Here is a 22,264-nt window from a genome sequence, read left to right on the forward strand (position 1 = left end):
GAAAAGGAGCCGGATAAATGAAATTTTTTCTTGATACAGCCAATACTGAAGAAATCAAAAGAATCAATGAGCTTGGTTTAGTAGATGGTGTGACAACTAATCCAACAATCATCGCTAAAGAAGGAAGAGACTTTAAAGAAGTCATTGTTGAGATTTGTGAACTGGTAGAAGGTCCTGTAAGCGCTGAGGTCATCGCACTAGATACGCAAGGCATGATCCAAGAAGCTAGAGATATAGCTAAATGGGCCGACAATGTTGTTGTAAAAATCCCTATGACAGAAGCAGGATTGAAAGCGGTTCATATTTTAAGTGAAGAAAATATACAAACAAATGTGACGTTGGTTTTTACCGTTGCACAAGGATTGATGGCAGCAAAAGCAGGGGCAACATTTATCAGTCCGTTTGTGGGTAGACTAGATGATATCGGCACAGATAGCTTAGCTTTAATCAAAAATTTAAGAAATGTCCTGGATCAGTATGGTTATGCTACTGAAATTATAGCAGCCAGCATTCGAAATTTGAAGCATGTCGAAGATGTGGCAGAATTAGGAGCAGATATAGCAACGATTCCTGGAAGTATTTTTCCAAAACTGTGGTCTCATCCTTTAACGGATGCTGGAATCAAAGCATTTATGAATGACTGGGAAAATTTTACAAAGTAAATGAAGACCTGACCTCTTGGAATAATTGCTACTCCAAGAGGTCTGAGTAAAGGGTAGGAGGAGCTAGTGATGACAAAAAGAAAACCTATCGTAGGAATTAGCTTAAAAATGTATCAAAATCAGATCAAGGAAGCTCAACGATTTGCTAAAAGGATTTCTGAGTTAACAGGGCAAGTCGAAGAAGTGGAGCAATTTATGTGTCCAGGGATGGGTGTTCTTTATCCAGTTTCAGTAATGATTAAGCATTCTAAGATTGGTTTAGGTGCTCAAAATATGGCCCCTGTTGCTTATGGTGCATATACAGGAGAATTCTCGATTGATTCGTTACTGGATATGGAGGGAACGTATGTAGAATTAGGACATATAGAACGACGGGCGATTTTTGGTGAAAGTGATGACTTGATCAACCAAAAAGTATTATTGGCTTTAGAAAAAGGGGTGGCCCCTGTTCTTTGTATTGGAGAATTGGATCATAGTGACGATTACCAAGAAATAAAAAATTTATTAATGAAGCAATTATTCTTAGCGCTTAACCAAGTTCCTAAAGACCAAGCTGAAAAAGTTATTTTAGCATATGAGCCAGCTTGGGCAGTTGGGAAAACACTAGCAGCTAGTGCAGTTCACGTCCATGCCGTTCATGCTGCTATTAGAGAATGTTTAACAACGCTTTATTCACATAAAATAGCTCAAAAAATGCGTATTATTTATGGTGGTTCAGTTTCACAAGAAAATGTTCAGTTGATTGTTTCGAATGAAAATGTTGATGGAGTTTTTGTCGGGCGATTTGGTCATGATCCTGAACGTTATGCGAACATCGTTAAGACAGTCAAAATGATCAAGGAGGTTTAGGGATGTTTGGAATAATATTGGTCTCTCATAGTCAAAAAATTACAGATGGAACAAAAGAAATGATTGAAGAAATGACAGGTGAATTAGAGGGCGTTAGGGTTATTTCAGCAGGTGGTACAGGCGATGGACGCTTAGGAACGAATTCAGTCATGATTATGGACTATATAGAGGCTTGTCAGGATTGCGACCATATTTTGATTTTCTGCGATATTGGAAGCGCTATTTTGAGTTCGGAAACAGCCATCGATTTGATTGAAGATGATGGATTAAAAGGGAAGGTAGAAATCATGGATTGTCCATTAGTAGAAGGTGCTTTTGCTGCTGCTGTTCAAGCGTCCGTTTCACAAAACAAACAATTAGTTGTTGCAGAGTTAAGTCATTTATAAAAGAAAAGGAGCAAAACAATGAAGTTCATACGAGGATTGGTTGGCTACACAATTGCTGGAATGTTAGTGATGGCAGTCTGGGGACAGTTAGGTGCTTTTGGAATTTTTGGTGGTTACTTAGCAGCTTTTATCATTATTGGTCCGATGTGGTTTATGAATCATTTTGTTAACTTAGTAGGAAATAAAGATGATGCTGCATTTGTTGATATGGGGCTAGCGATCGGCGTATGTGGAATTATGCGGGATACATTTATGAATGGAACTGAGAGCCTAGTATCTTCATTACCAACAATTGGTTTAGTTGTAGTCGGTGCGATTCTTGGCGGAATTGTCGCTGCAGCGTTTGAAAAAAATATGGCAAAAGATGACGAGTATGAAGAAACTGCACCAGAGCCTGGCATGACGGGAAAAGAATTGGATCGTTTAGCAGAAACGGAATAAAGGGGAGAATAAAAAATGACGATTAGTTTAGGGATTGCAACAATTTTAGGTGGTTTTTTATTTCCATTTGTGGTTCGGATGATCTGGGGAAAAATGGTTGATCAATGGGGGGCGATTGGCGGTTGGATGGCAGCGGCATTTGTTGTTGGAACTATTTGGTGTATCAATCATGGAATTTCCACACCGATGATCACACAATCTGGAACAGCGTGGGTCGACATGGGATTATCTGCTGGCGTAGGTGTTTGGGTTGCTTCTGCATTAACAGGAGGCAGTGTGAAAAAATCATATAGAAATATTTTAGCAGCAGTTTCAGGTGGTATTCTTGGTGGATTCTTATTGTCATTATTTTTATAAAACAGAGGAGAGATTTAAATGAGAAGATTAGTAAATGATGGATATGAAGTAGTTGAAGAGATGCTAGCAGGTTATTGCGCTGCCCACGAAGAGTATGTCAAATTTGCTGACAATAAAAGAGTTCTTGTTAGCAAAAAAATGAGTGAAGAACCCAAAGTGCGCGTGATCGTCGGCGGTGGATCAGGACATGAACCTTTATTTATCGGGTATGTAGGAGAAAATTTTGCTGATGCTTCTGTTGTCGGTAATATCAACACTTCACCTGCACCAGATGCTTGTTATGATGCTGTAAAAGCTGTAGATAGTGGCAAAGGCTGCCTGTTCATGTACGGAAATTATGCTGGAGATGTGATGAACTTTGATATGGGAGCAGAACTTGCCGCAGAAGATGGTATTAGAGTTGAAACAGTCTTGATTACAGATGATGTATACTCAGCTAAAAATATTCCAGATCGTCGTGGTGTAGCTGGAGACGTTCCAGTATTTAAAGTTGCAGGAGCAGCGGCTGCTAAAGGATATGACTTAGATAGAGTGAAAGAATTAGCAGAAAAAGCGAATAGTAATACTTATTCTATGGGTGTTGCACTATCCTCATCCACATTGCCAGTGACAGGAAAAGCTATTTTCCAAATGGATGAAGGCGATATGGAAGTTGGTATGGGCATCCACGGTGAACCAGGAATCGAACGAAGTAAATTAGAACCAGCAGATAAAGTTGTGGATCAACTTTTGCACTATATTTTAGAAGATGCAAAAGCAAAGACCGGAGAAGAGTATCATGTGATGGTCAATGGTCTAGGTGGGTTACCTGTAATGGATCTATATGTTTGTTATCGCCGTGTTGCTGAAGTGCTAAAAGAAAAAGGAATCATAATCCATAGACCACTAGTTGGAAATTATGCAACGTCAATGGATATGGTTGGTATGTCGATCACAATTGTTAGGTTAGACGGTGAATTAAAGGAGTTGCTTGATATGTCATGTGATACGCCATATATGAAATTATAAAAAAGGAGAGTATGAGAATGGACTATAAAGGATATGATATAAATTTTGGCTTAGCTGATAAAGTGGTGATTGTCACTGGGGGATTGAGTGGAATCGGTGAGGCGATTGCAGAACTTTTTGTGAAAAAAGGGGCTAAAATTGTCATTTTTGATATAAAAGAAGAAACAGAGCAACTTGTTTCAGAAAAATTCGAAGAAAAGGGTTTAGGTATCAAAGTAGATGTTACCAATAAAAATAGTGTGATTACGGCTGTCGCAGCAGCAAAAAAATATTTTGGGAAAATCGATATTTTAGTTAATTCTGCTGGCGTTGCTTTATTGGATGATGCTGAAAACTTGTCAGAAGAGTACTGGGATAAAACATTTGCAATCAATGTGAAAGGTAGCTTTTTAGTGGCACAAGCAGTGGGGAATGAATTGATCGATGCTAATGGTGGGAAAATTATCAATATGGCATCACAAGCTGCTATGGTAGCTTTAGATAATCATGTTGCATATTGCGCGAGTAAAGGTGCAATTGTTTCGATGACAAAAGTATTAGCCTATGAATGGGCACAATATAATATTAATGTAAACTGTATTTCTCCAACCGTTATTTTGACTGAGCTAGGTAAAAAAGCTTGGGTAGGTCAAGTGGGCGAAGAGATGAAAAAACAAATTCCAGCTGGTCGCTTCGGCTATCCAGAAGAGGTGGCTGCTTGTGCACTCTTCTTGGCGACTGATGCATCAAACTTGATCACTGGAGAAAATCTTGTGATTGATGGTGGATATACGATCAAATAACAATATAGGTATTAAGTAATAATTTGTTTTTTCAATTATTACTTAATACCTAAAAGAATTTTATTTTAGATGGGAGTAATGAACGATGACAACAGCAGTAATCGCAAATAAAGACTTTTTTAGAAATTCACTTATGAAAATGGCAGAGCTATCAGAAGAACAAAGAGATTATTGGACTTCTTTGGATTCTAATATTGGAGATGGGGATCACGGTATCAATTTGAGCATTGGTTTCCGTGGGATTTCTAAAGAGATTGACGAGCTAGATAAAACAACCAAAGATATCAACTCATTACTTAAAAAATCTGGAATGATTCTACTCTCTAAAGTAGGTGGAGCGTCAGGACCATTATACGGTAGCTTTTTTATAAAAATGGGAAAAGACGTTGAAGGAAAAACAGAAGTCACCTTTTCAGAATTTGTCGATATGCTGCAATCCGGTATTGATGCTATTCAAGCCCGAGGAAAAGCAGTGTTGCAGGATAAAACAATGTTGGATGCATTATTGCCAGGGATTGACTATCTACAAGCACACAAAACAGACGATGATTATCTGACCGTGATGGAAAAAGCAATCCAAATTATGCAAAAAGGTGCAGAATCCACAATCCCTTTAATTGCTAAAAAAGGTCGTGCAATGCGTCTTGGTGAACGCGCAATCGGGCACAAAGATCCTGGGGCAGAATCATCGTGGATGTTGCTCAATGTCTTTTATGAAGAAATGAAAAATACTAAATAAAGCAGGTTGTGTAGTATGAAAAAACTAGAGAAAAAAGCGCAAGAATTGAGAATCATGATTATTCAATCGTTGGCAGCCGCAGGCTCAGGACATCCAGGTGGCTCACTATCAGCAATCGATATTTTAACAACCTTATATTATCAAGAAATGACAATCAATACGCAAAACTATCAACAGAGAAACAGAGATCATTTTGTTTTATCAAAAGGACATGGGGCGCCGGCACTCTATGTAGTATTAGCAGATAAAGGCTTTTTTCCAAAGAATGATTTAATGCAATTACGTAAATTTGGCAGTCACTTGCAAGGGCATCCAGATAGGAATAAAACATATGGTGTTGACGTATCAAGTGGTTCATTAGGGCAAGGGTTATCGATTGCAAACGGGTTGGCATTAGCAAAAAAAATCGATAATAGTGATTGCTATACTTTTGTTCTTCTAGGCGATGGTGAACTTCAAGAAGGGCAAGTCTGGGAAGCTGTGATGAGTGCGGCTCATTATCAGTTGAATCGGATCATTGTACTTATTGATCACAATGGCTTGCAAATCGATGGGACAAATGATGCAATCATGGGTGTTAATGATATCGGTGCAAAATTCACCAGTTTCAATTGGCATGTTCTTCATGCAAATGGACACGATATCCCGTCGATTGCCAAAGCGGTCCAAATGGCAAAAAAACAAACGAGCGCACCAACTGTTATTGTTTGCGAAACGATTAAAGGCAAAGGTGTCAGTTTTATGGAAAATCAAGTATCCTGGCATGGAAAAGCTCCTTCAAAAGAAGAAGCAGAAAAAGCCTTAGCTGAATTAAAGGGGGCAGAATAATATGGAAAAAGCAACAAGGCAGGCATACGGTGAAACCTTGGTAAAACTAAAAGGACATCCAGATTTAGTTGTTTTAGATGCTGATCTATCCGCTGCAACCAAAACAGATATTTTTGCGAAGCAAGCACCAAATAAATTTTACAATATGGGAATCTCAGAAGCTGATATGATTGGTACTGCAGCGGGGCTAGCACTAGGTGGAAAACGTCCTTTTGCAAGTAGTTTTGCACTATTCGCCGCAGGTAGAGCGTATGAACAGATTCGTAACAGCGTGGCATATCCACATTTAAATGTAACGATTGCGGCGACCCACGCAGGAATAACAGTAGGAGAAGATGGTGGTTCACATCAAGCGATTGAAGATATTGCATTGATGCGAGTGATTCCTGGAATGACTATTTTGAATCCTGTTGATGATTTAGAAACAGAAGCTGCTATTGAAGCGATAATGGAACACACGGGTCCTGTTTATTTACGCTTAGGTCGTTTAGCAGTGACAAGAGTTCATTTAGAAAAGCCAACTTTCAACATTGGTTGTGGTGAGACCCTGACCACAGGGGGAGATGGCACTATAATAGCTACTGGATTAATGGTGCAAGAAGCGTTAATGGCTGCAGAAGCGTTAAAGAAGGCAGGAATTTCTATTCGTGTCTTGAATTTCTCCACGATTAAACCGTTAGATGAAAAGCTTGTATTGTCGGCAGCTAAAGAAACCCCATGGTTAATTACTGCAGAAGAACATAGCATAATCGGTGGTCTTGGTTCAGCTGTTTCTGAATATCTTTCTGAAAATTATCCTACAAAAATCGTAAAAATCGGTATTCAAGATCGTTTTGGTCAATCAGGAGATCCTGCCTTATTAAAAGAAGAATACGGATTGACTGCTGAAAATTTGATTAAAACAGTGAAAATATTATCTTTATAGCAAAGAGCGAGGTTGGGACAAAAGTGTTTAACTCCGAGAACCAAGTCCTTCAATTCTTAGTATTGTTGACGCTTAGAGATTGATGAAATCGAAACGTAGTGTAATAGGGACTGTGCAACAATTTTTAGCTGCGACGAGTCTTTCACGAGAAAGCATCAGTTCGTACCGCGCTGTTTTTTTACAGCAATAAGAAGGAGTTGCTTCTGCAACTACGGTTCTCGTTTCACTCCGATCCTCGAAGTAGGGATGACCGTTTGCTCCCGCTGTTTATTCAGATACGAAGAGCCTGAGACATAACTTTTTGAGTTATGTCTCAGGCTCTTCATTTAAATAAAATCTTCCCTTTGACAAACCATAAAAAAAGAGCTATTATTAATACAAGGTTCGACTACGCATGTAGTTGTATCTGGTAGTCCGACCAGAAATCAATAAAAGGAGACTTTTTATGTCAGAAAAGAAAAAAGCCTTAAACATTACTGACGCTGAATGGGAAGTTATGCGTGTTGCTTGGGCTACAGAGGAAACGACAAGCAAAGAAGTGACTGAGATCTTAAATGAAAAGACTGAATGGAAAAGCACTACAGTTAAAACATTATTAAGTCGTTTAGTCGATAAAGGTCTACTTGGAACGAAGCGCAATGGCAATAAATTCAACTATTTTCCATTAGTAGAAGAGCGCAAAAGTATCGAGGCACTTTCAGAAGAAATGCTGGCCAAAGTTTGTAGCAAAAAAGTCGGAAAAGTTCTTGAGACGATCATTACTGATAGTTTATTAAGTTTTCAAGATCTCGATGAGCTAGAAGCCTTATTAAAAGAGAAACGCAAATCAGCTGTGGATGTCGTACCTTGTAACTGTACACCTGGACAATGTCAGTGTCATTTAGTTAAACCAAGCATATCAAAAAATTAGAAGGAGTGTTTATAAATGGAAAAAACAGTAACGATCAACGGAATGAAATGCGATGGTTGTGTAAATATCGTTAAAGAAAACTTTGAAAAAATTGCAGGTGTTCAATCTGCTAGTGTTGATTTAGAGAAAAAATCTGCATCTGTAACAAGTGTCAGAGAAATCTCAAATGATGAGTTACAAAACTCATTGTCAGAAACTAAATTTACTGTAGCTTAAAAAGTAGATTGCGACTAAAAATTATCTATTACAACTCAAAGAGGCCGAGAAAAAAGCGTTTATTTCCGAATGAGCTGCTTTTTTCTCGCTGTTTATTCGGATTTAGAGAGCTAACAAAACTGATCTTTAGTTTTGTCAGCTCTTTTTTTTGTATACTAAAACTGTAACTATTTCTTTTTCACTAAATGTCTGCGCTTACATTCTTGCCAATAAATAGTGCAACAATCTCTACTAATCAATTTTTCCGCATCACTATATAATAAAACCAAGCAAGGAGAGAAGCAGATGAAAGATCGAACAATCCAACTATTCAACCGTTTTATTTGGTCGGACTATCCTTTGACTTTAGGCGAGCTAAGCGAAGATTTTCAACTCAGTAACAGAACGATCAGAAATGAGATTAAAGAAATCAATGTTTTTCTTAATGAACGAAAATTACCTGAAATTAAAACGATCCGCAACAGAGGAATGCTTTTAAAGCTAGAGCAAAAGGAAAGGAAATTATTGGAGGGGTATCTGGATGAAAAAGATGAATTCGATTACTTGAATCGAGAAGAACGAATTTTTGACCTAATTTTAGCATTTTCTTTATCGGAGCAGCCTGTGTTTTTATATCAAAAAGAATCAGAGTACCAAATCTCAAAAAGTACAATGGATGAAGATATGCGCAGGGTCAGAACGATTCTTTTAGAATATGGACTCGAGGTTCTGAGTATACCTAAGCAAGGGATTATTTTGAAAGGCTCCGAACGAACCATTCGAACCATGATTTACGATGTGATTAACCAAACTATTGATAGTTTGCGTTTTCTTGAGGGAAATGAAGTGGGCTTGAGTACTTCAGAAAAATATCTATTTCGCTATATTCCTAAGCATATATTGAAGAAAATCGATCAGGTCTATCATCAGACAATTTCTGCACGAGAGGACCTTTACCGAAATCAACTGGTCATGTTTACAGCTATTTGGCTAAGCCGTTATTTAAGGCAGGAATTGATTATGAACTCTTCTTGGGAAGAGGTTGAGCCAGCTCAAAATAAGCTTCAGACGTTTATCAATCAATTGTGCCGAATACTTGCTGTCAGACCGCCTAGCTCAGAAATAAACTATATTATTTTCATGCTGGAAACCTTTAACACTGGTAGTATCAGCAACTCTGTAGAATGGGTACAAGCACAATTATTATCGATTCAGCTCATCCAATTCGTCGAGCAAACGACAAAAATTCCTTTTTCCAAGAAAGAAGAATCGCTTCATGAAGGATTGTATCGGCATATGGCTGGCTTGATTAGCCGGGTAAAAAGCGAAATACACATTTTAAATCCTTTAAAGGAAACGGTTAAACGATATTATGGAAATATTTATTTTGCGATTGAAAAATTTGCACCAACGATTGAAGTCATTACCAAAAATGAGCTAAGTGAAGATGAAATGGCCTTTTTGACGATTCATTTTTCTACCTCTGTCAGTGCAATCAATCAAGAATTGACCTATACCTATAAAGCTGTTGTGATTTGCAATCACGGTACAGCAACAGGTCGGTTATTGGCAGAACATTTAAAAGAATTGTTCAATATCGATGTACTGGCTGTCTTAAGTACAGGAGAAATGGAGCTAATCAAGAAATTGGATGTGGATTTGATTTTTTCAACGCTTAGTTTAACGTATCCAGAAAAACCAATTTTAGTTGTAGATCCGATCATCAAAGTAGAAAGTCGGAAAAACATCCAAGAATTCTTGGAGAGAAATAAACAATTTAAGCGTCTAATAAATAATGCCAATGATTCTACCGAATTGTTCTATACAGTTCTTGACTTGATCAAAGAAAGTGGTGGAATGATTTCTAGTAATATCTACCAACAATTAGAAAATACTTTTGATAAGAATCATTTAAAGATAAATAAAAGGGAGTTGCAGCCAATGCTGAAAGATGTCTTAAAGAAGAGCGATATCTTGTTATTAGAAAAATGTCCAGATTGGGAGAGCGCAATTCAACGAGTCGCACTTCCTTTATTAAGCGAAAACTGTATCAAAGAATCTTATGTGGAAGCAATGATTGCCTCTGTTAAAGAATTTGGTCCATATATCGTTATGGGAAAACATCTAGCGCTAGCCCATGCAAGACCCGAAGATGGGGTCAATAGATTAGGAATCAGTGTTGCAACATTGGCAGAACCTGTTGTGTTTGGTAATGAAGAAAATGATCCAGTGAAAATCATTTTTTGTTTAGCGGCAGTCGATTCATTTTCCCACTTAAATATCATGAAAAGCTTGATTGAATTGATTAATGATGAGACAAAAATCGAGCGTTTAACTAGCTGTAATAATGTAACTGATTTTGAAGCAATCCTATATGAAGAAGCGTTAAAAGAAACAAAATAATACGAAGAAATGGAGCGGATTATCATGAAAAAATTAACAATTTTATTTGTTTGTGGAGCAGGGTTAGGCAGTAGTTTTGCGGCGCAAATGGCAGCAGAAGATGTATTAAAAAAGAAAGGAGTAGAAGCTAAACTTGAACATACAGATATCTCATCTGCCGTTTCAATGAATCCAGATATCATTATTACAGCTCAAAACTTTCAGACACAATTTGAAAAATTTAGTATTGATGAAGAAAAAACAGCGATCATTTATCTGAAAAATATTGTTTCAAAAGCCGAAATAGATGAAAAAATCACACCAGTTTTACAAGCAAAAGGCGCTATTTAGCGACAAGAATATAAATGGAGGTTTTTTATCATGGGGGTAGTTAATTTTATCATCGAAAACATTTTGACACAGGCATCGATCACGATTAGCTTAATTGCTATGCTGGGATTGATCTTGCAAAAAAAATCGATTGGGCAAGTTTTGTCGGGATCACTAAAAACCTTATTAGGGTTTCAAGTGTTAAGTGCGGGTTCCAGTATTATTGTAGGCAGTTTGACTTATTTTGGTGAGATTTTTACTAAAGGATTTCATATGCAAGGAATCATTCCTTCCATTGAAGCGATTAATGGACAAGCAATGAATGAACTTGGACTCGGTCGGGATATCGCGTTAACATTTTTAGCAATTTTTATTTTTAATATAGTGATTGCACGGTTTACGAAATGGAAATACATTTTCTTAACAGGGCAAGCTATTTTGTGGATGGCAACGATGACAACAGTATTTGGTTACTTTGCTGGACTTCGCGGGATTGTGTTGATTGTGGTTGGTGGATTTATTGGTGGTGTTTTTGCGGTGGCAATGCCTGCGATTGCACAGCCGTTTATTAGAAAGATAACAGGGTCGAATGATATTGCACTAGGTCATTTTTGTACGATAGGGTATCTATTTGAAGCTGGTGTTGCCTGGATTTTTGGTGAACGTGGTGAAAATAAGAAGTCTGTGGAAGATCTTAAGTTGCCGAAATCCTTTGAGTTTCTTCAAGATACGTATTTATCCGTGATGGTTGTAATGGTTCCTTTATATATCGTGACAGTATTGTTTGCAGGTGAAACGTTTGCAGCAACTTTATCTGGCAATCAAAATTATATTATGTTTGCCTTTTTGCAAGCAATTCAGTTTGTCGTTGGTGTTTACGTCCTGTTAGCAGGTGTTCGTTTACTACTGGGAGAAATCGTACCAGCTTTTAGAGGGATTGCGATGAAACTAGTGCCAAATGCAATTCCTGCTCTAGATTGTCCTGTTTTTTTTCCTTACAGCCCAAATGCAGTAATTCTAGGATTTATTACAACAACGATCGGAGCGGTTTTGGCGATGTTCATTCTACCAACGTTTGGCTTAGCGATGATTTTACCAGGAATGTTGACCAATTTTTTTGCAGGTGGTACAGCCGGGATTTTTGGTAATGCAGTTGGTGGCAGACGTGGTGCAATCATTGGTGGGATCGCACATGGATTCTTTATCACTTTATTACCAGCACTATTAGTGACGATTTTCAACAGTATGGGCTTTATCAATGCTACAGCAACAGATGTGGATACCGTTACGGCAGCACTTTTATATGCTTGGATCATTAGCCCAATTACGAAGGCCTTTTAGGAAAGGAGTGAAACGATGTTTGATTTCTTAAAAAAGAAAAAAACAAAACCTATCAAAGCAGAAGTCGACGAGGTTTTAACAGAGGAACAAAAAAATGAATTACGTCAAGAAATTGCTGAACTTACTTTAGAAATCACAGCATCAGAACCAATAGATAGTGTGTTAGCTGAAAAACATGAAAAAGTCGGTTTGTTATTTGCACAACTAAGTGAAATCGACGAAGCAATCGTATCGCTAGAAAAAAGTCAGTCCCATAAAAACAGTATTGGAGCAGGCTATAAAAAATTAATGAGTTTGTACAATCAAAAGCGAGCAGAGGCTGCTAAAAAGGGTGATGGAGCAGGCATTGATCAATGGATGAATAAAATGGATGATATGAGACAGATCGCTAAAAAAGTCACGATCAGTGGTTAGAAAAATCAACAGATAGGGGATAAATAAATGTATACAACATTAAAAGAAGTTACAACAGTAGCTGAAAAACTGAACTTTACAGTGGGAGCGTTTAACGCTCATAATTTAGAAATGTTACCAGAAATGATTCGAGCAGCGAAAGAAATGGGTGCTCCGATTATTATTCAAACCAGTGTGGATACAGCAAAATATATTGGTTATGATGTGTTAGTTTCTGTAGTGAAAACGATGGCTGATAGAGAGATGGTAGATGCAGTTCTTCACTTAGACCATGCAAGAAATTTTGATGATATTAAAGAGGCAATCGATCAAGGGTATACATCTGTAATGTATGATGGGTCTCATTTACCGTTTAAAGAAAATATTTTGAAAACGAAAGCTGTGGTAGAATATGCCCATCCACGAGGAGTCTCTGTTGAGGGGGAATTAGGAACGATTGGCGGCACAGAGGAAGGAATTCATGTAGAGGAAAATGACAAAGTCTACACAAAACCAGCAGATGCCCGTATATTTGTAGAAGCTACAGGAATTGATGCTTTAGCAATTGCGATTGGAACCAATCACGGTCAATTTAAGTCTAAAACAGAAGTCAACTTACCGTTGTTAAAAGAGATTCATGCCACGGTTGATATTCCTCTTGTAATCCACGGAGGAACTGGTGTAAAAGAAGAAGACTACCCAGAGCTGATCAATAACGGTATCCGTAAATTCAATGTGGGAACAGAACTTTTAGTTAATTGGACTAAAACGGCGAAAGAATCATTTGAAGTGACAGCCATTAATAAGTCTTTACGATACAATGTAATTCCTGCCAATGAAGTATGTCACGAAATCGTCAAACATAAAATAGGGTTATTTATGAATGTGGATAGCCCGCTTGTTATGAGGTAGGATTGGATGCAGAAACTTTTAATCTTACTTGCAGGTAGTCCCGCAACAGGGAAAACCTATTTGATCCAAAAAATCCAAGAACAGATTCCTGATCTATTTTTGATCACACCAGATGAAGGGAAGGAATTATTTGCCGATTCAGTTGGATTTGATACGCTTGATGAAAAGCAGCAGTTGCAACAAAGGGTTTGGCACTTTTATTATGGGGTTTTAGAATTATATATGGAGGCAGGAAAACAGGTGATCGTTTCAGAGTATCCATTTAGTGACAAACAAAAAGATAGACTCGCTCAATTTGCTGATACTTATGGATATGAAGTGATCACGATCCGTTTGGTTGCTGATTTTGAAGTCTTGTGGGAACGCAGAAAGAAACGGGATTTAGAGCCTGAGCGACATCTGAGTCATTTGATGACACATTACCATTTTCATGATCAATTAGAAAATCGCAACGAAGCAGACAATCATATTACAAAAGCTGCATTCAAACAAATTATTAACACAAGAGGTTATAATCAATTTGAGTTAGGAGAACTTCACGAATTTGATGTTACAGATTATCTGAAAGTTGATTATCGTTCTCTGATTGCATACTTGAAAAACAAGATCGAAAATAACCACTGAAAAATAAATAGAAAACGACAAAAATAGAGGCATCTCTGAAATTTCCAGTGAATGTCTCTATTTTGTATTGCTAAACGATTCAGTAAGTTAAATCCTTACTTGGCCTCTTTACGATAAACCATCAAATAGTTCATAAGCAAAACACCATTACGGTAATTGATTTTTTGTTCCACTACCTCAAATCCAAACGACTCAAAGAAAGGCTTCGCAGTGATCGATGAATAAACAATCAGTTCTTTTGCTCCTGCTTTAAGTGCATGATCCATTAAGTCTTGGACTAACATTTTTCCTATGCCATAGCCAATCCACTTTTTATCGACATACAAGTAACCAAGCTCACCCGTGTCAGATATATTACCGAAACCGATGATTTCCATTCTGTTTAATGCAACCATTGTATAACTAGACGATAGTTCAGCATCCCATTTATCGTAATCAGGTGATAGCTGTACCCATTGTTCGATCTGTTGTTGTGTATAATCTTTTTTATTGATTGCTTGAACAGTTCCGTTAAATATAGCAATTATGTTTTCTAAATCAGATTTTTGATATTTTCTTAAACTGAATACAGTCATTAGTTGTTCACTCCTATTCATTAAGCTTAGTTTAATCACATTAAAGAAATATGTCAAAGTATAATTTGCAGAATCGAGCATTTTTTAGCAAAATAATCTCCTCTATTAACTTATCAAGCAATCAAGTATAATAATTCTTAATAAACAAATGAGGTGAGCTGATATGCACAGGTTAGAAAAAGTAGGCAATATTCTCGCTGAACAAACTAAAAAGAAAAAAACAGTGGAAAAATTGAAAGGGGTTACGGATCAAGAAATCAGTGAGGTGTTATCTTTAGCAAGAAACACTGTTAGTGAAGATTTGAATAAATTATTGACTAATCAAGAAACGATCCGAGTTAAAAGTCGACCAGTTTTATTTTTCAGCAGACAAGAATTAGAAAAACAATATAGTTGTGTATTTGACGATCAGGTAACAGTGTTCAATCATCGATCTAGAAATAGTAGATACAAGCCCCGAAGATGTAAAAACATTATTAGGTATGATCAAGAATACATTGGAAAAATAAAAGTGTAACGAGCTCGTGAAGCTAGATAAAAGTAAAGAAAAGGTTGGGCCCCCAAGAGAGGGGCTCAACCTTTTTTTATTTTCCACGAATCGTTTGGATGTCCTTATAGTATTTTTCCGTTAATGTTGTGTCCTTATTTGTATAGTAATACAGCTTATCATTCGTCTTTATTTCTAAAATCGGTTTCTTATTTGTTAAAACAAGTAAATAAGCGGGTTCATTATTGATTTGAAATTCCCCAGTTAAATAATTTTCTGTTGCTGTCCCGTATAGTTTAAGTCGATCTTTAGGAAGTGTATTGATCAATTCTACAGATTCAATCTCATCCCAAGTGATTTTTCTGCTTTGACTTAAAGGAGCAGATAGAGAGATTCCATTATGTGATGTGCTCAATTCAAATGGATTGGCTGAAAAATCACTGATCACCATTGGAACACTAGCTCCAACTAAAGAAAATAAAACCAAAACACCGATTATCCCTAAAGCTAGTTTCCCAGCCGGTCGGCCTAAATTTACAGAGATATTCATCCCCACACGGTCCGGGATCATGATTCTTTTATCATTTGGATTAATATAAATGCCATACTTCCAATATTGATCTTCATCACTATAACGATATTCCTTTGCTTGTGCAATCAATTGATCCTGTTTTTTTCTTGATGAAAATAAATAGTAAAAAGTGAAAAGGACAAAGCCAAGAATGAGTAAGGCGTAACCAATTGAAAACAACATCATTTTTTCATAAGGAATTGAAACTGAGCTAACGGAAATAAACGCTAGCGGGCTCAAAACTAGTGCTGAAACAGCCATTAAAACAGACCAGTGATGCCGCATTTGATCATTAACTTGTTGATTAATTGTTTCATCACTTGTTAAAGGCTTAACAGGAAAACGTGCAATAAAATAATAGAAAAGTAAAAACATGGCTGACATTAGCAGTGAGATCAGACCAATGATCCAATTACCATTAGACAAACCAAGAGTTGTAAAAGAATAAATACAACCTAAAATAGTGATCAAAATACTAGGTAAAAACCACCAAATGGAAATTAATTTACGATTTTTATTAGCCACTAATGTGGTATCAACTAGGAGTGGGCTTGTAGGTAAAATCCAATTATTTTGGACTTTAACAGTCGTCATTTTGCGAATATAGATGACTTGTAAATAAAATGAGGTACCAATAAAGCCAAAAATCATTACTAGAAAATAAATCAATGTCAATGAATCATACGATATGGTAAGGATTGGAAGTGCAGCGACAGAGAAAATAAAAGCCCACTGTAGTAGCCGTTTCTTGTAAGTTCTACTAATCGTTAGAACCTGTTCATCTTGAAGTTTTTCTTTAGGTAAAGTTGTTTCTAAAATAATATTTTTATGCGGATTAGCAGGGATTCTACCTGCTAATGCCATTAAAAAGTTGACCCCAACAAGTAGTAAATATAGAAAAAAATTCATTTTCAACACACCTTTTACTGTTCAAATTTTTGATAAATCTGTTGGATTTCTGCTTGGATTGTTTTTTCAGATAATTGATGAATAGAAGCCTCGGCTAGCAATAATTCCAGTTCCTTTAAAAATCGGGTATAAAAAGGTGGATCCAGCGGTTGTTTTTCGGCTACTTTCGTTCCATTTCGACGATCAGTTAAAATATAACCATCATTTTTCAATGAAGTATAAGCTTTTGAAACGGTCATCATATTGACTCCGATTTCATCAGCCATTTGTCGAACAGAAGGTAAAATTTCACCTGGCTTCAACTTATTTGTAGCAATTCCAAGGATCAATTGATTACAGATCTGTTGATAGATCGGCATTTGACTTTGAGTATCTATCACTAATAACATATTATCACCTCTTTTTTACTCTTTTGTATTACATATAATAATACAAATAATGCAAAAATGCAAATTTATCTTATCAAAAACTTGAGTGATTGAAGATTCAGGCATATAATGACAATGAGAACTAACCTTATAATTGAAAGGATGAATCAATATGTCAGTGATCGAACCAACTGTAACACAAAAATTTCACGATAGTTTCATAGAAAATAATAAACTAAACGCCTTACAACGTGGCGTTGTCAAAAATGGCATCACAGCATCTGCTCAAAATCAACAGGCTGAAGTAAATAATGTGCCAGTATTTTCTGTCGATATTACTACAGGAAAAGTAGCCAACCAAAAACAAAGCGGACGTTGCTGGATGTTTGCTGCCTTAAACACTTTTAGACACAAAATGATCAATAGCTTCAACTTAAAAGATTTTGAACTTTCTCAAAACTATACATTTTTCTGGGATAAGTATGAAAAATCAAATTACTTCTATGAAAATATCATTGCGACAGCGGATCAAGAATTAGATAGCCGAAAGGTTGCATTCTTATTAGCAACACCACAGCAAGATGGTGGACAATGGGATATGATCGTCTCTCTTTTCCAAAAATACGGTGTAGTGCCAAAAACAGCTATGCCAGAAAGTAGCAATAGCTCAAATTCTAGAGACTTAAACAATTATCTAAACAAAAAACTAAGAAAAGACGCAACGATTTTGCGTGAGTTGATAACGGCTGGAAAATCAGCAGCCGAAGTTCAAGCGGTTAAAGAAACAATGTTAGAGGAAGTATATAATTTTCTAGCAACTTCATTAGGTACACCTCCGGAAACGTTTGATTTTGAATACCGTGATGAAGAGAAAAACTATCATTTAGATCAAAAGTTGACGCCTCAATCATTCTATGAAAAATACGTTGGCGTTAACCTGGATGACTATGTAAGTGTGATCAATGCACCCACAGCGGATAAACCTTACAATCAAACCTACACAGTAGAAATGCTAGGCAATGTCGTAGGCGGTAAAGAAGTGAAGTATATCAATGTGGACATGAGCACCTTTAAGAAACTGTCTGTGGCTCAATTAGAACAAGGTGAATCTGTTTGGTTTGGCTGTGATGTTGGTCAATCTTCAACTAGAGATAGTGGAATTATGTCTCTAGATGCTTATGATATGAACGATTTATTTGATATCGATTTTACGATGACGAAAGCACAGCGCTTAGATTTCGGTGAAAGTCTAATGACCCACGCGATGGTTTTAACGGGAGTAGATGTAATCGATGGTACTTCAACTAAATGGAAAGTAGAAAATAGCTGGGGAGAAAAAGTCGGCGATAAAGGATTTTTTGTGATGAGTGATGCTTGGATGGATGAATATACGTATCAAATCGTTATTCGTAAAGAGTTATTATCGAAAGAATTACAAGAAGTTTGGAAACAAGAACCAACCGTTTTAGCACCTTGGGATCCAATGGGCGCTTTAGCATAAAGATAAAAATTATACCCACCTTAAATGAGGTGGGTTCTTTTTATTACGCTAAGTCTACGGATATTTTCAAAAAGATTTTAGTGTGGTATAATTTGTATAGACAAAAGAAAGACGTTGACATTACTACCGCCTAAAGTAAGTAATATCAACGTTGACTGATTCACTAGGAATCTTTTTTTGATAAAGTAAGTGTATCATATGTTGCTTAGATTTACAAAATCATGAGATATAAATGTTCATAAAAAGTTGATTCAATCAGCTTTTTATATAAACAAAAAAGATTTTCAGAAAGATAGATGGAAAAAAATCGAGTAAAATGATTGAATTTTTAGACATTTATGTATTTATTTCGGTATAAAATGAGGTTTAAGCTTGTCTTATAGGGAAATGAAGAAGAATATTAAGAATTTTTTAATTAATAATAGAGAAAAATTCTATTGCTAAATTCTAGATTGTGGAGTAGAATGAGAAACAGTTTCAACAAATCAATAGAATAAAATTAAATCAAACAACTTTTGATAAACGGCGCCGGCTATTTATCAGTAAAAGTGTGAATCGACAATTCTTAGGCCATAGATGGAATTGTTGATTGGCACTTTTTTTATTTGGTTGGATGTTGAAACATGAAGGAGAAGATGGGGCGAAGCGGAAGAGTGTTATCTAGCTATGCGAGCTAGCTCCTCGGAAAAAAGATAAAATATAAGTGAGGCAAAGAACGCCACCCTCCTATTTTCCTATTTTTCAGTCGGAGCTGAACGAGCCCGCTACGCTCTTATTGTTATCTAGCTACGCAGGCTAGTTTTTTCAGTTTTTAAAATTAGGAGGTTTTTTTATGAACAAGGATTGGATTAAATTAATGATTGGCGCATTTTTTGAAGTTTTATGGGTCATTGGGATGAAACATAGTAATACGTGGTGGGAAATTTTATTGACAGTAGTCTGTATTCTTATCAGCTTTTACGCCTTGATCAAAGCAGGTGAAACGTTGCCTGTTGGAACGGCTTATGCAGTTTTTGTTGGTTTAGGTACGGCGGGGACGGTGATCACAGGGATTCTCTTCTTTGGTGAAGAATTTAAAGTATCAAAAATTCTTTTGATTGTAATATTACTGATTGGTGTAATGGGCTTGAAATTTGTAACGGGTGAGAAAGGAGCTAGTCAGAAATGAGTTGGTTATTTTTAATTATTGCAGGCATTTTTGAAATGCTAGGAGTGGGATCGATCAACCGCTTTAATCAAAATAAAGATAAAAAGTCATTATGCTTATTATTCTTGACCTTTGGTAGTAGCTTTATCTTTCTCTATCTAGCGATGAAGACTTTGCCAATGGGTGTTTCTTATGCTATTTGGACAGGGATTGGAGCAGCTGGTGGAGCGATTCTAGGGATGGTTTTTTATGATGAATCGAAAGACTGGTGTAGAATTGTTTTTATTGGCATTATTTTAGTATCCGTTATTGGATTGAAACTGATTGGTTGATGAGATAAAACTAAGAGGATGAGACAAATGTTATGTGGCTTATTGCCATCATAAATTTTGTCTCATCCGTGTGTCATGTTATATGTGGTGTATAAAGGTATCAATTTTTAATAACAATGTGGAATGCTTTTTTTCTAGAATGGTTATTTATTTGTAAGTTTAATTCGAATCGCTTGGATTGCTAATTTCTGACCAGTTGTTCCAGCTACGGCACCATTTTTAACCCAGCTCATCCAACCTTTTTCTGACACGTGTACTTGGTAAGAAATATCGTATTGCTTTTCCAAGCCATTTTTTAATTTGAGTTTAACGGCTTGTAAGGATAATTTTTGTCCTGTTGTGCCACCTGTGTTTGTCAACCAGCCCTTTTCAGCAACATGAGCATCAATTTGTACATTTTCTTTCTTACCATCTACATAGACTTCTAAGCATTGGCTTTCAATTCCTAGACCAGTTGTTCCAGCCATTTGGTTATTAGTAACATAACCAAGCCAGCCTTCATTGGCTAAATGTATTCGATATGACACACCTTTTGTTGTAGGTTGACTAGTTCCCTGATCAATTGGTTTACGAACGAGTTTCATTTTCAGTGCTTGAAGGCTTCGCTTTTGCCCAGTTGTTCCAGCTGTTGCACCATTTTTAACCCAGCTCATCCATCCTTTATCAGCAATATGAGCTTGATATTCTAAATTGTAGTAGTTTGCTGCTTCTCCAGTTAATTTGGCTTGGATTGCCTCAACCGCTTTTGATTGTCCTGTTGTTCCAGCAAGCTGTCCGTCTTTTACCCAAGGCATCCACCCAATACTGGATACATGGGCACGATATGAAACAGAAGCTGGGATCTGATTGTTTTTGAAAAGTACTTTCACTGCTTCTACTGGTAAATTGTAACCTGTTGATCCTGATAAAGCGCCATTGGCTACATTGTTCATCCAGCCTACTTTACTTACATGAGTTTCGTAATTAATCCCTTTTGTAATTGGCTGTTCAGGATTTTTAGTTGGTAATTTTGGTGGTTCTGGTTTTGCAGCTGCACTTCTGTACACTGTAATTGGTGGTCTTCCATTATAGCCCCAAATAACATCATGATTATTTGTTGTGATACCATTATAGCCATAATTACAATGAATGATATTATCTACACTGTCAACAAAAATACCAGTATGTCCAGAAGCTCCTCCAGAAGCTCCGCGAGCTCCCCAGATAAAGACGTCTCCTCTTTGAACCCTATAATATCCGTTTACAGGAGCCACTTGCCGCCAATTATTTCTTTCTAGATCTCCAAATAAAGTATCTGTATTTCCCATACTTCCACTTGGCAAAAAGCCACCTGCAATCAATGAAAAATAGACCGACGAACTACAGTCATAACTATTTGGACCTAGTCTATTAGTCATACTATAAGTTACTTTTCCTTCTCTATCTTTCATCCATTTAATCATTGCTTCAATACTTGCCACAAAGCATCTCTCCTTTATTTTGTTAATAAATCAACAGCGCTGTTAATTCTATTAATAGATTAGCAAAAAAAAGAAGGAGTAATCTGTTACCTTTCTATCAAATACATGTCTCAATTCTGTTATATTTCTCCCAAAGGTTTATTTTTTATGTACTGTCAGTAATAAGATAAATCGTTGTTCTTAGTTTTTCATTGCGTTTTTATGTGCTAGTTGTGTGTTAGTTGACCTTCCTGAGTAAGTTTTGTTTTCTAATATGATTGTAGACTGTTGGGACAGAGACATTACATCTTTTCGCAATTTCAGGAACAGATAAGTCTGAATTAGTATAAAGCGCCATTGCTTCATTGACTTCTTTTGTGCGTGGTGGACGTCCTAGCTGCTTACCATTTTCTCTAGCAGCATCAAGGCCTGCCATCACTCTTTCACGAATCAATTCTGCTTCCATTTCAGCGAAAGCCCCCATTACAGTGAAAAAGAATCGCCCCATTGCAGTTGTAGTATCAATATTATTTTGAATACTGACAAAATGAATATTTCTTCGATCAAATTCCTCTAACAAACTCAACAATTGTTTTGTACCTCTGGATAATCGATCAAGCTTAAAAATAACCAATGTATCTCCTGATTTTAGACAGGCCAAAACCTTGTTCAGTTCGCTTCTAGATATCTTTCTGCCGCTCTCTCGTTCTTTGTAAATAAAATCTACGCCATATCGTTCAAGAGCCTTTTGTTGAGAATCAAATTTTTGCTGATGCGTGCTGACACGCATATAACCAATCACTGCCATGTATAAACACCTCTGATTTATTGATAGTTGCTTTTCTGTTTATAATAATGAATGATAAAATTG

General features: G+C 36.6%; 27 protein-coding genes. 22 read left to right on the forward strand and 5 right to left on the reverse strand.

Annotated elements, in window-relative coordinates:
• Window positions 1-17: 17 nt before the first annotated feature.
• The 18 genes from fsa to A5819_RS09370 all read left to right on the forward strand — a co-directional run bounded on the left by fsa (window position 18) and on the right by A5819_RS09370 (window position 14,064).
• Window positions 18-662: a fructose-6-phosphate aldolase gene (gene fsa, locus A5819_RS09285; protein ID WP_086278530.1), complete on the forward strand. Its 645-nt coding sequence runs from the start codon at window positions 18-20 to the stop codon at window positions 660-662.
• 69 nt (window positions 663-731) lie between these two features.
• A complete protein-coding gene (locus tag A5819_RS09290) occupies window positions 732-1,511 on the forward strand; it encodes a triose-phosphate isomerase family protein (protein WP_086278531.1) in 780 nt (259 codons plus the stop codon).
• A 2-nt stretch (window positions 1,512-1,513) separates the two neighbouring features.
• Window positions 1,514-1,897 carry a dihydroxyacetone kinase phosphoryl donor subunit DhaM gene (gene dhaM, locus A5819_RS09295; RefSeq protein WP_086278532.1) on the forward strand — a complete coding sequence of 128 codons (384 nt, stop codon included), beginning with the start codon at window positions 1,514-1,516 and terminating at the stop codon, window positions 1,895-1,897.
• Window positions 1,898-1,915: 18 nt separating this feature from the next.
• Complete coding sequence (locus tag A5819_RS09300) at window positions 1,916-2,338, forward strand: hypothetical protein (RefSeq protein WP_086278533.1); 423 nt, start codon at window positions 1,916-1,918, stop codon at window positions 2,336-2,338.
• Window positions 2,339-2,353: 15 nt separating this feature from the next.
• A complete protein-coding gene (locus A5819_RS09305; RefSeq protein ID WP_086278534.1) occupies window positions 2,354-2,695 on the forward strand; it encodes a hypothetical protein in 342 nt (113 codons plus the stop codon).
• A gap of 18 nt (window positions 2,696-2,713) precedes the next feature.
• A complete protein-coding gene (locus tag A5819_RS09310; protein ID WP_086278535.1) occupies window positions 2,714-3,703 on the forward strand; it encodes a dihydroxyacetone kinase subunit DhaK in 990 nt (329 codons plus the stop codon).
• A gap of 17 nt (window positions 3,704-3,720) precedes the next feature.
• Window positions 3,721-4,485 carry an SDR family oxidoreductase gene (locus tag A5819_RS09315; protein WP_086278536.1) on the forward strand — a complete coding sequence of 255 codons (765 nt, stop codon included), beginning with the start codon at window positions 3,721-3,723 and terminating at the stop codon, window positions 4,483-4,485.
• 85 nt (window positions 4,486-4,570) lie between these two features.
• Window positions 4,571-5,224, forward strand: coding sequence for a dihydroxyacetone kinase subunit DhaL (gene dhaL, locus A5819_RS09320; RefSeq protein WP_086278537.1), 654 nt, complete (start codon window positions 4,571-4,573; stop codon window positions 5,222-5,224).
• A gap of 15 nt (window positions 5,225-5,239) precedes the next feature.
• Window positions 5,240-6,052: a transketolase gene (locus tag A5819_RS09325; protein ID WP_086278538.1), complete on the forward strand. Its 813-nt coding sequence runs from the start codon at window positions 5,240-5,242 to the stop codon at window positions 6,050-6,052.
• A 1-nt stretch (window position 6,053) separates the two neighbouring features.
• On the forward strand, window positions 6,054-6,977 hold the full coding sequence (locus A5819_RS09330; protein ID WP_086278539.1) for a transketolase family protein: 924 nt from the start codon (window positions 6,054-6,056) through the stop codon (window positions 6,975-6,977).
• 445 nt (window positions 6,978-7,422) lie between these two features.
• Window positions 7,423-7,887: a CopY/TcrY family copper transport repressor gene (locus A5819_RS09335; protein ID WP_086278540.1), complete on the forward strand. Its 465-nt coding sequence runs from the start codon at window positions 7,423-7,425 to the stop codon at window positions 7,885-7,887.
• Window positions 7,888-7,902: 15 nt separating this feature from the next.
• A complete protein-coding gene (locus A5819_RS09340; protein WP_086278541.1) occupies window positions 7,903-8,103 on the forward strand; it encodes a heavy-metal-associated domain-containing protein in 201 nt (66 codons plus the stop codon).
• Between the two features lie 285 nt (window positions 8,104-8,388).
• Window positions 8,389-10,485, forward strand: coding sequence for a BglG family transcription antiterminator (locus A5819_RS09345; protein ID WP_086278542.1), 2,097 nt, complete (start codon window positions 8,389-8,391; stop codon window positions 10,483-10,485).
• A 24-nt stretch (window positions 10,486-10,509) separates the two neighbouring features.
• Window positions 10,510-10,815 carry a PTS sugar transporter subunit IIB gene (locus A5819_RS09350; RefSeq protein ID WP_086278543.1) on the forward strand — a complete coding sequence of 102 codons (306 nt, stop codon included), beginning with the start codon at window positions 10,510-10,512 and terminating at the stop codon, window positions 10,813-10,815.
• Between the two features lie 30 nt (window positions 10,816-10,845).
• Window positions 10,846-12,135: a PTS sugar transporter subunit IIC gene (locus A5819_RS09355; RefSeq protein ID WP_086278544.1), complete on the forward strand. Its 1,290-nt coding sequence runs from the start codon at window positions 10,846-10,848 to the stop codon at window positions 12,133-12,135.
• 15 nt (window positions 12,136-12,150) lie between these two features.
• Window positions 12,151-12,549 carry a hypothetical protein gene (locus A5819_RS09360; RefSeq protein ID WP_086278545.1) on the forward strand — a complete coding sequence of 133 codons (399 nt, stop codon included), beginning with the start codon at window positions 12,151-12,153 and terminating at the stop codon, window positions 12,547-12,549.
• Window positions 12,550-12,576: 27 nt separating this feature from the next.
• On the forward strand, window positions 12,577-13,440 hold the full coding sequence (locus tag A5819_RS09365) for a class II fructose-bisphosphate aldolase (RefSeq protein ID WP_086278546.1): 864 nt from the start codon (window positions 12,577-12,579) through the stop codon (window positions 13,438-13,440).
• A gap of 6 nt (window positions 13,441-13,446) precedes the next feature.
• Window positions 13,447-14,064 (forward strand): AAA family ATPase, encoded by a 618-nt coding sequence (locus A5819_RS09370; protein ID WP_086278547.1) that lies wholly within the window; start codon window positions 13,447-13,449, stop codon window positions 14,062-14,064.
• A 95-nt stretch (window positions 14,065-14,159) separates the two neighbouring features.
• On the opposite strand, the gene A5819_RS09375 is transcribed toward A5819_RS09370, so the two are convergent.
• Window positions 14,160-14,639 carry a GNAT family N-acetyltransferase gene (locus A5819_RS09375; RefSeq protein ID WP_086278548.1) on the reverse strand — a complete coding sequence of 160 codons (480 nt, stop codon included), beginning with the start codon at window positions 14,637-14,639 and terminating at the stop codon, window positions 14,160-14,162.
• 163 nt (window positions 14,640-14,802) lie between these two features.
• On the opposite strand from A5819_RS09375, the gene A5819_RS09380 reads away from it, so the two are divergent.
• Window positions 14,803-15,156: a hypothetical protein gene (locus A5819_RS09380; RefSeq protein ID WP_176271400.1), complete on the forward strand. Its 354-nt coding sequence runs from the start codon at window positions 14,803-14,805 to the stop codon at window positions 15,154-15,156.
• Window positions 15,157-15,223: 67 nt separating this feature from the next.
• Here the strand turns inward: A5819_RS09380 and A5819_RS09385 are convergent, their stop codons facing one another.
• A complete protein-coding gene (locus A5819_RS09385) occupies window positions 15,224-16,606 on the reverse strand; it encodes a DUF5808 domain-containing protein (protein WP_086278549.1) in 1,383 nt (460 codons plus the stop codon).
• Window positions 16,607-16,620: 14 nt separating this feature from the next.
• Window positions 16,621-16,995: a GntR family transcriptional regulator gene (locus tag A5819_RS09390; protein ID WP_086278550.1), complete on the reverse strand. Its 375-nt coding sequence runs from the start codon at window positions 16,993-16,995 to the stop codon at window positions 16,621-16,623.
• A gap of 151 nt (window positions 16,996-17,146) precedes the next feature.
• Here A5819_RS09390 and A5819_RS09395 point away from each other — a divergent pair, with 151 nt between their 5' ends.
• The 3 genes from A5819_RS09395 to A5819_RS09405 all read left to right on the forward strand — a co-directional run bounded on the left by A5819_RS09395 (window position 17,147) and on the right by A5819_RS09405 (window position 19,954).
• Entirely contained in the window at window positions 17,147-18,475 is a 1,329-nt protein-coding gene (locus A5819_RS09395; RefSeq protein WP_086278551.1) for an aminopeptidase C, read from the forward strand.
• A gap of 832 nt (window positions 18,476-19,307) precedes the next feature.
• Window positions 19,308-19,643 (forward strand): multidrug efflux SMR transporter, encoded by a 336-nt coding sequence (locus A5819_RS09400; protein WP_086278552.1) that lies wholly within the window; start codon window positions 19,308-19,310, stop codon window positions 19,641-19,643.
• A complete protein-coding gene (locus A5819_RS09405; RefSeq protein ID WP_086278553.1) occupies window positions 19,640-19,954 on the forward strand; it encodes a multidrug efflux SMR transporter in 315 nt (104 codons plus the stop codon). Before A5819_RS09400 ends, A5819_RS09405 begins: the two co-directional genes overlap by 4 nt.
• 143 nt (window positions 19,955-20,097) lie before the next feature.
• Here A5819_RS09405 and A5819_RS09410 read toward each other — a convergent pair whose 3' ends face one another.
• Entirely contained in the window at window positions 20,098-21,414 is a 1,317-nt protein-coding gene (locus tag A5819_RS09410) for a peptidoglycan amidohydrolase family protein (RefSeq protein WP_086278554.1), read from the reverse strand.
• A gap of 217 nt (window positions 21,415-21,631) precedes the next feature.
• Window positions 21,632-22,201: a recombinase family protein gene (locus A5819_RS09415; protein WP_086278555.1), complete on the reverse strand. Its 570-nt coding sequence runs from the start codon at window positions 22,199-22,201 to the stop codon at window positions 21,632-21,634.
• Between the last annotated feature and the right edge of the window lie 63 nt (window positions 22,202-22,264).

This window comes from Enterococcus sp. 7E2_DIV0204, assembly GCF_002140855.1.
GTDB classification, from domain to species: domain Bacteria; phylum Bacillota; class Bacilli; order Lactobacillales; family Enterococcaceae; genus Enterococcus_L; species Enterococcus_L lemimoniae.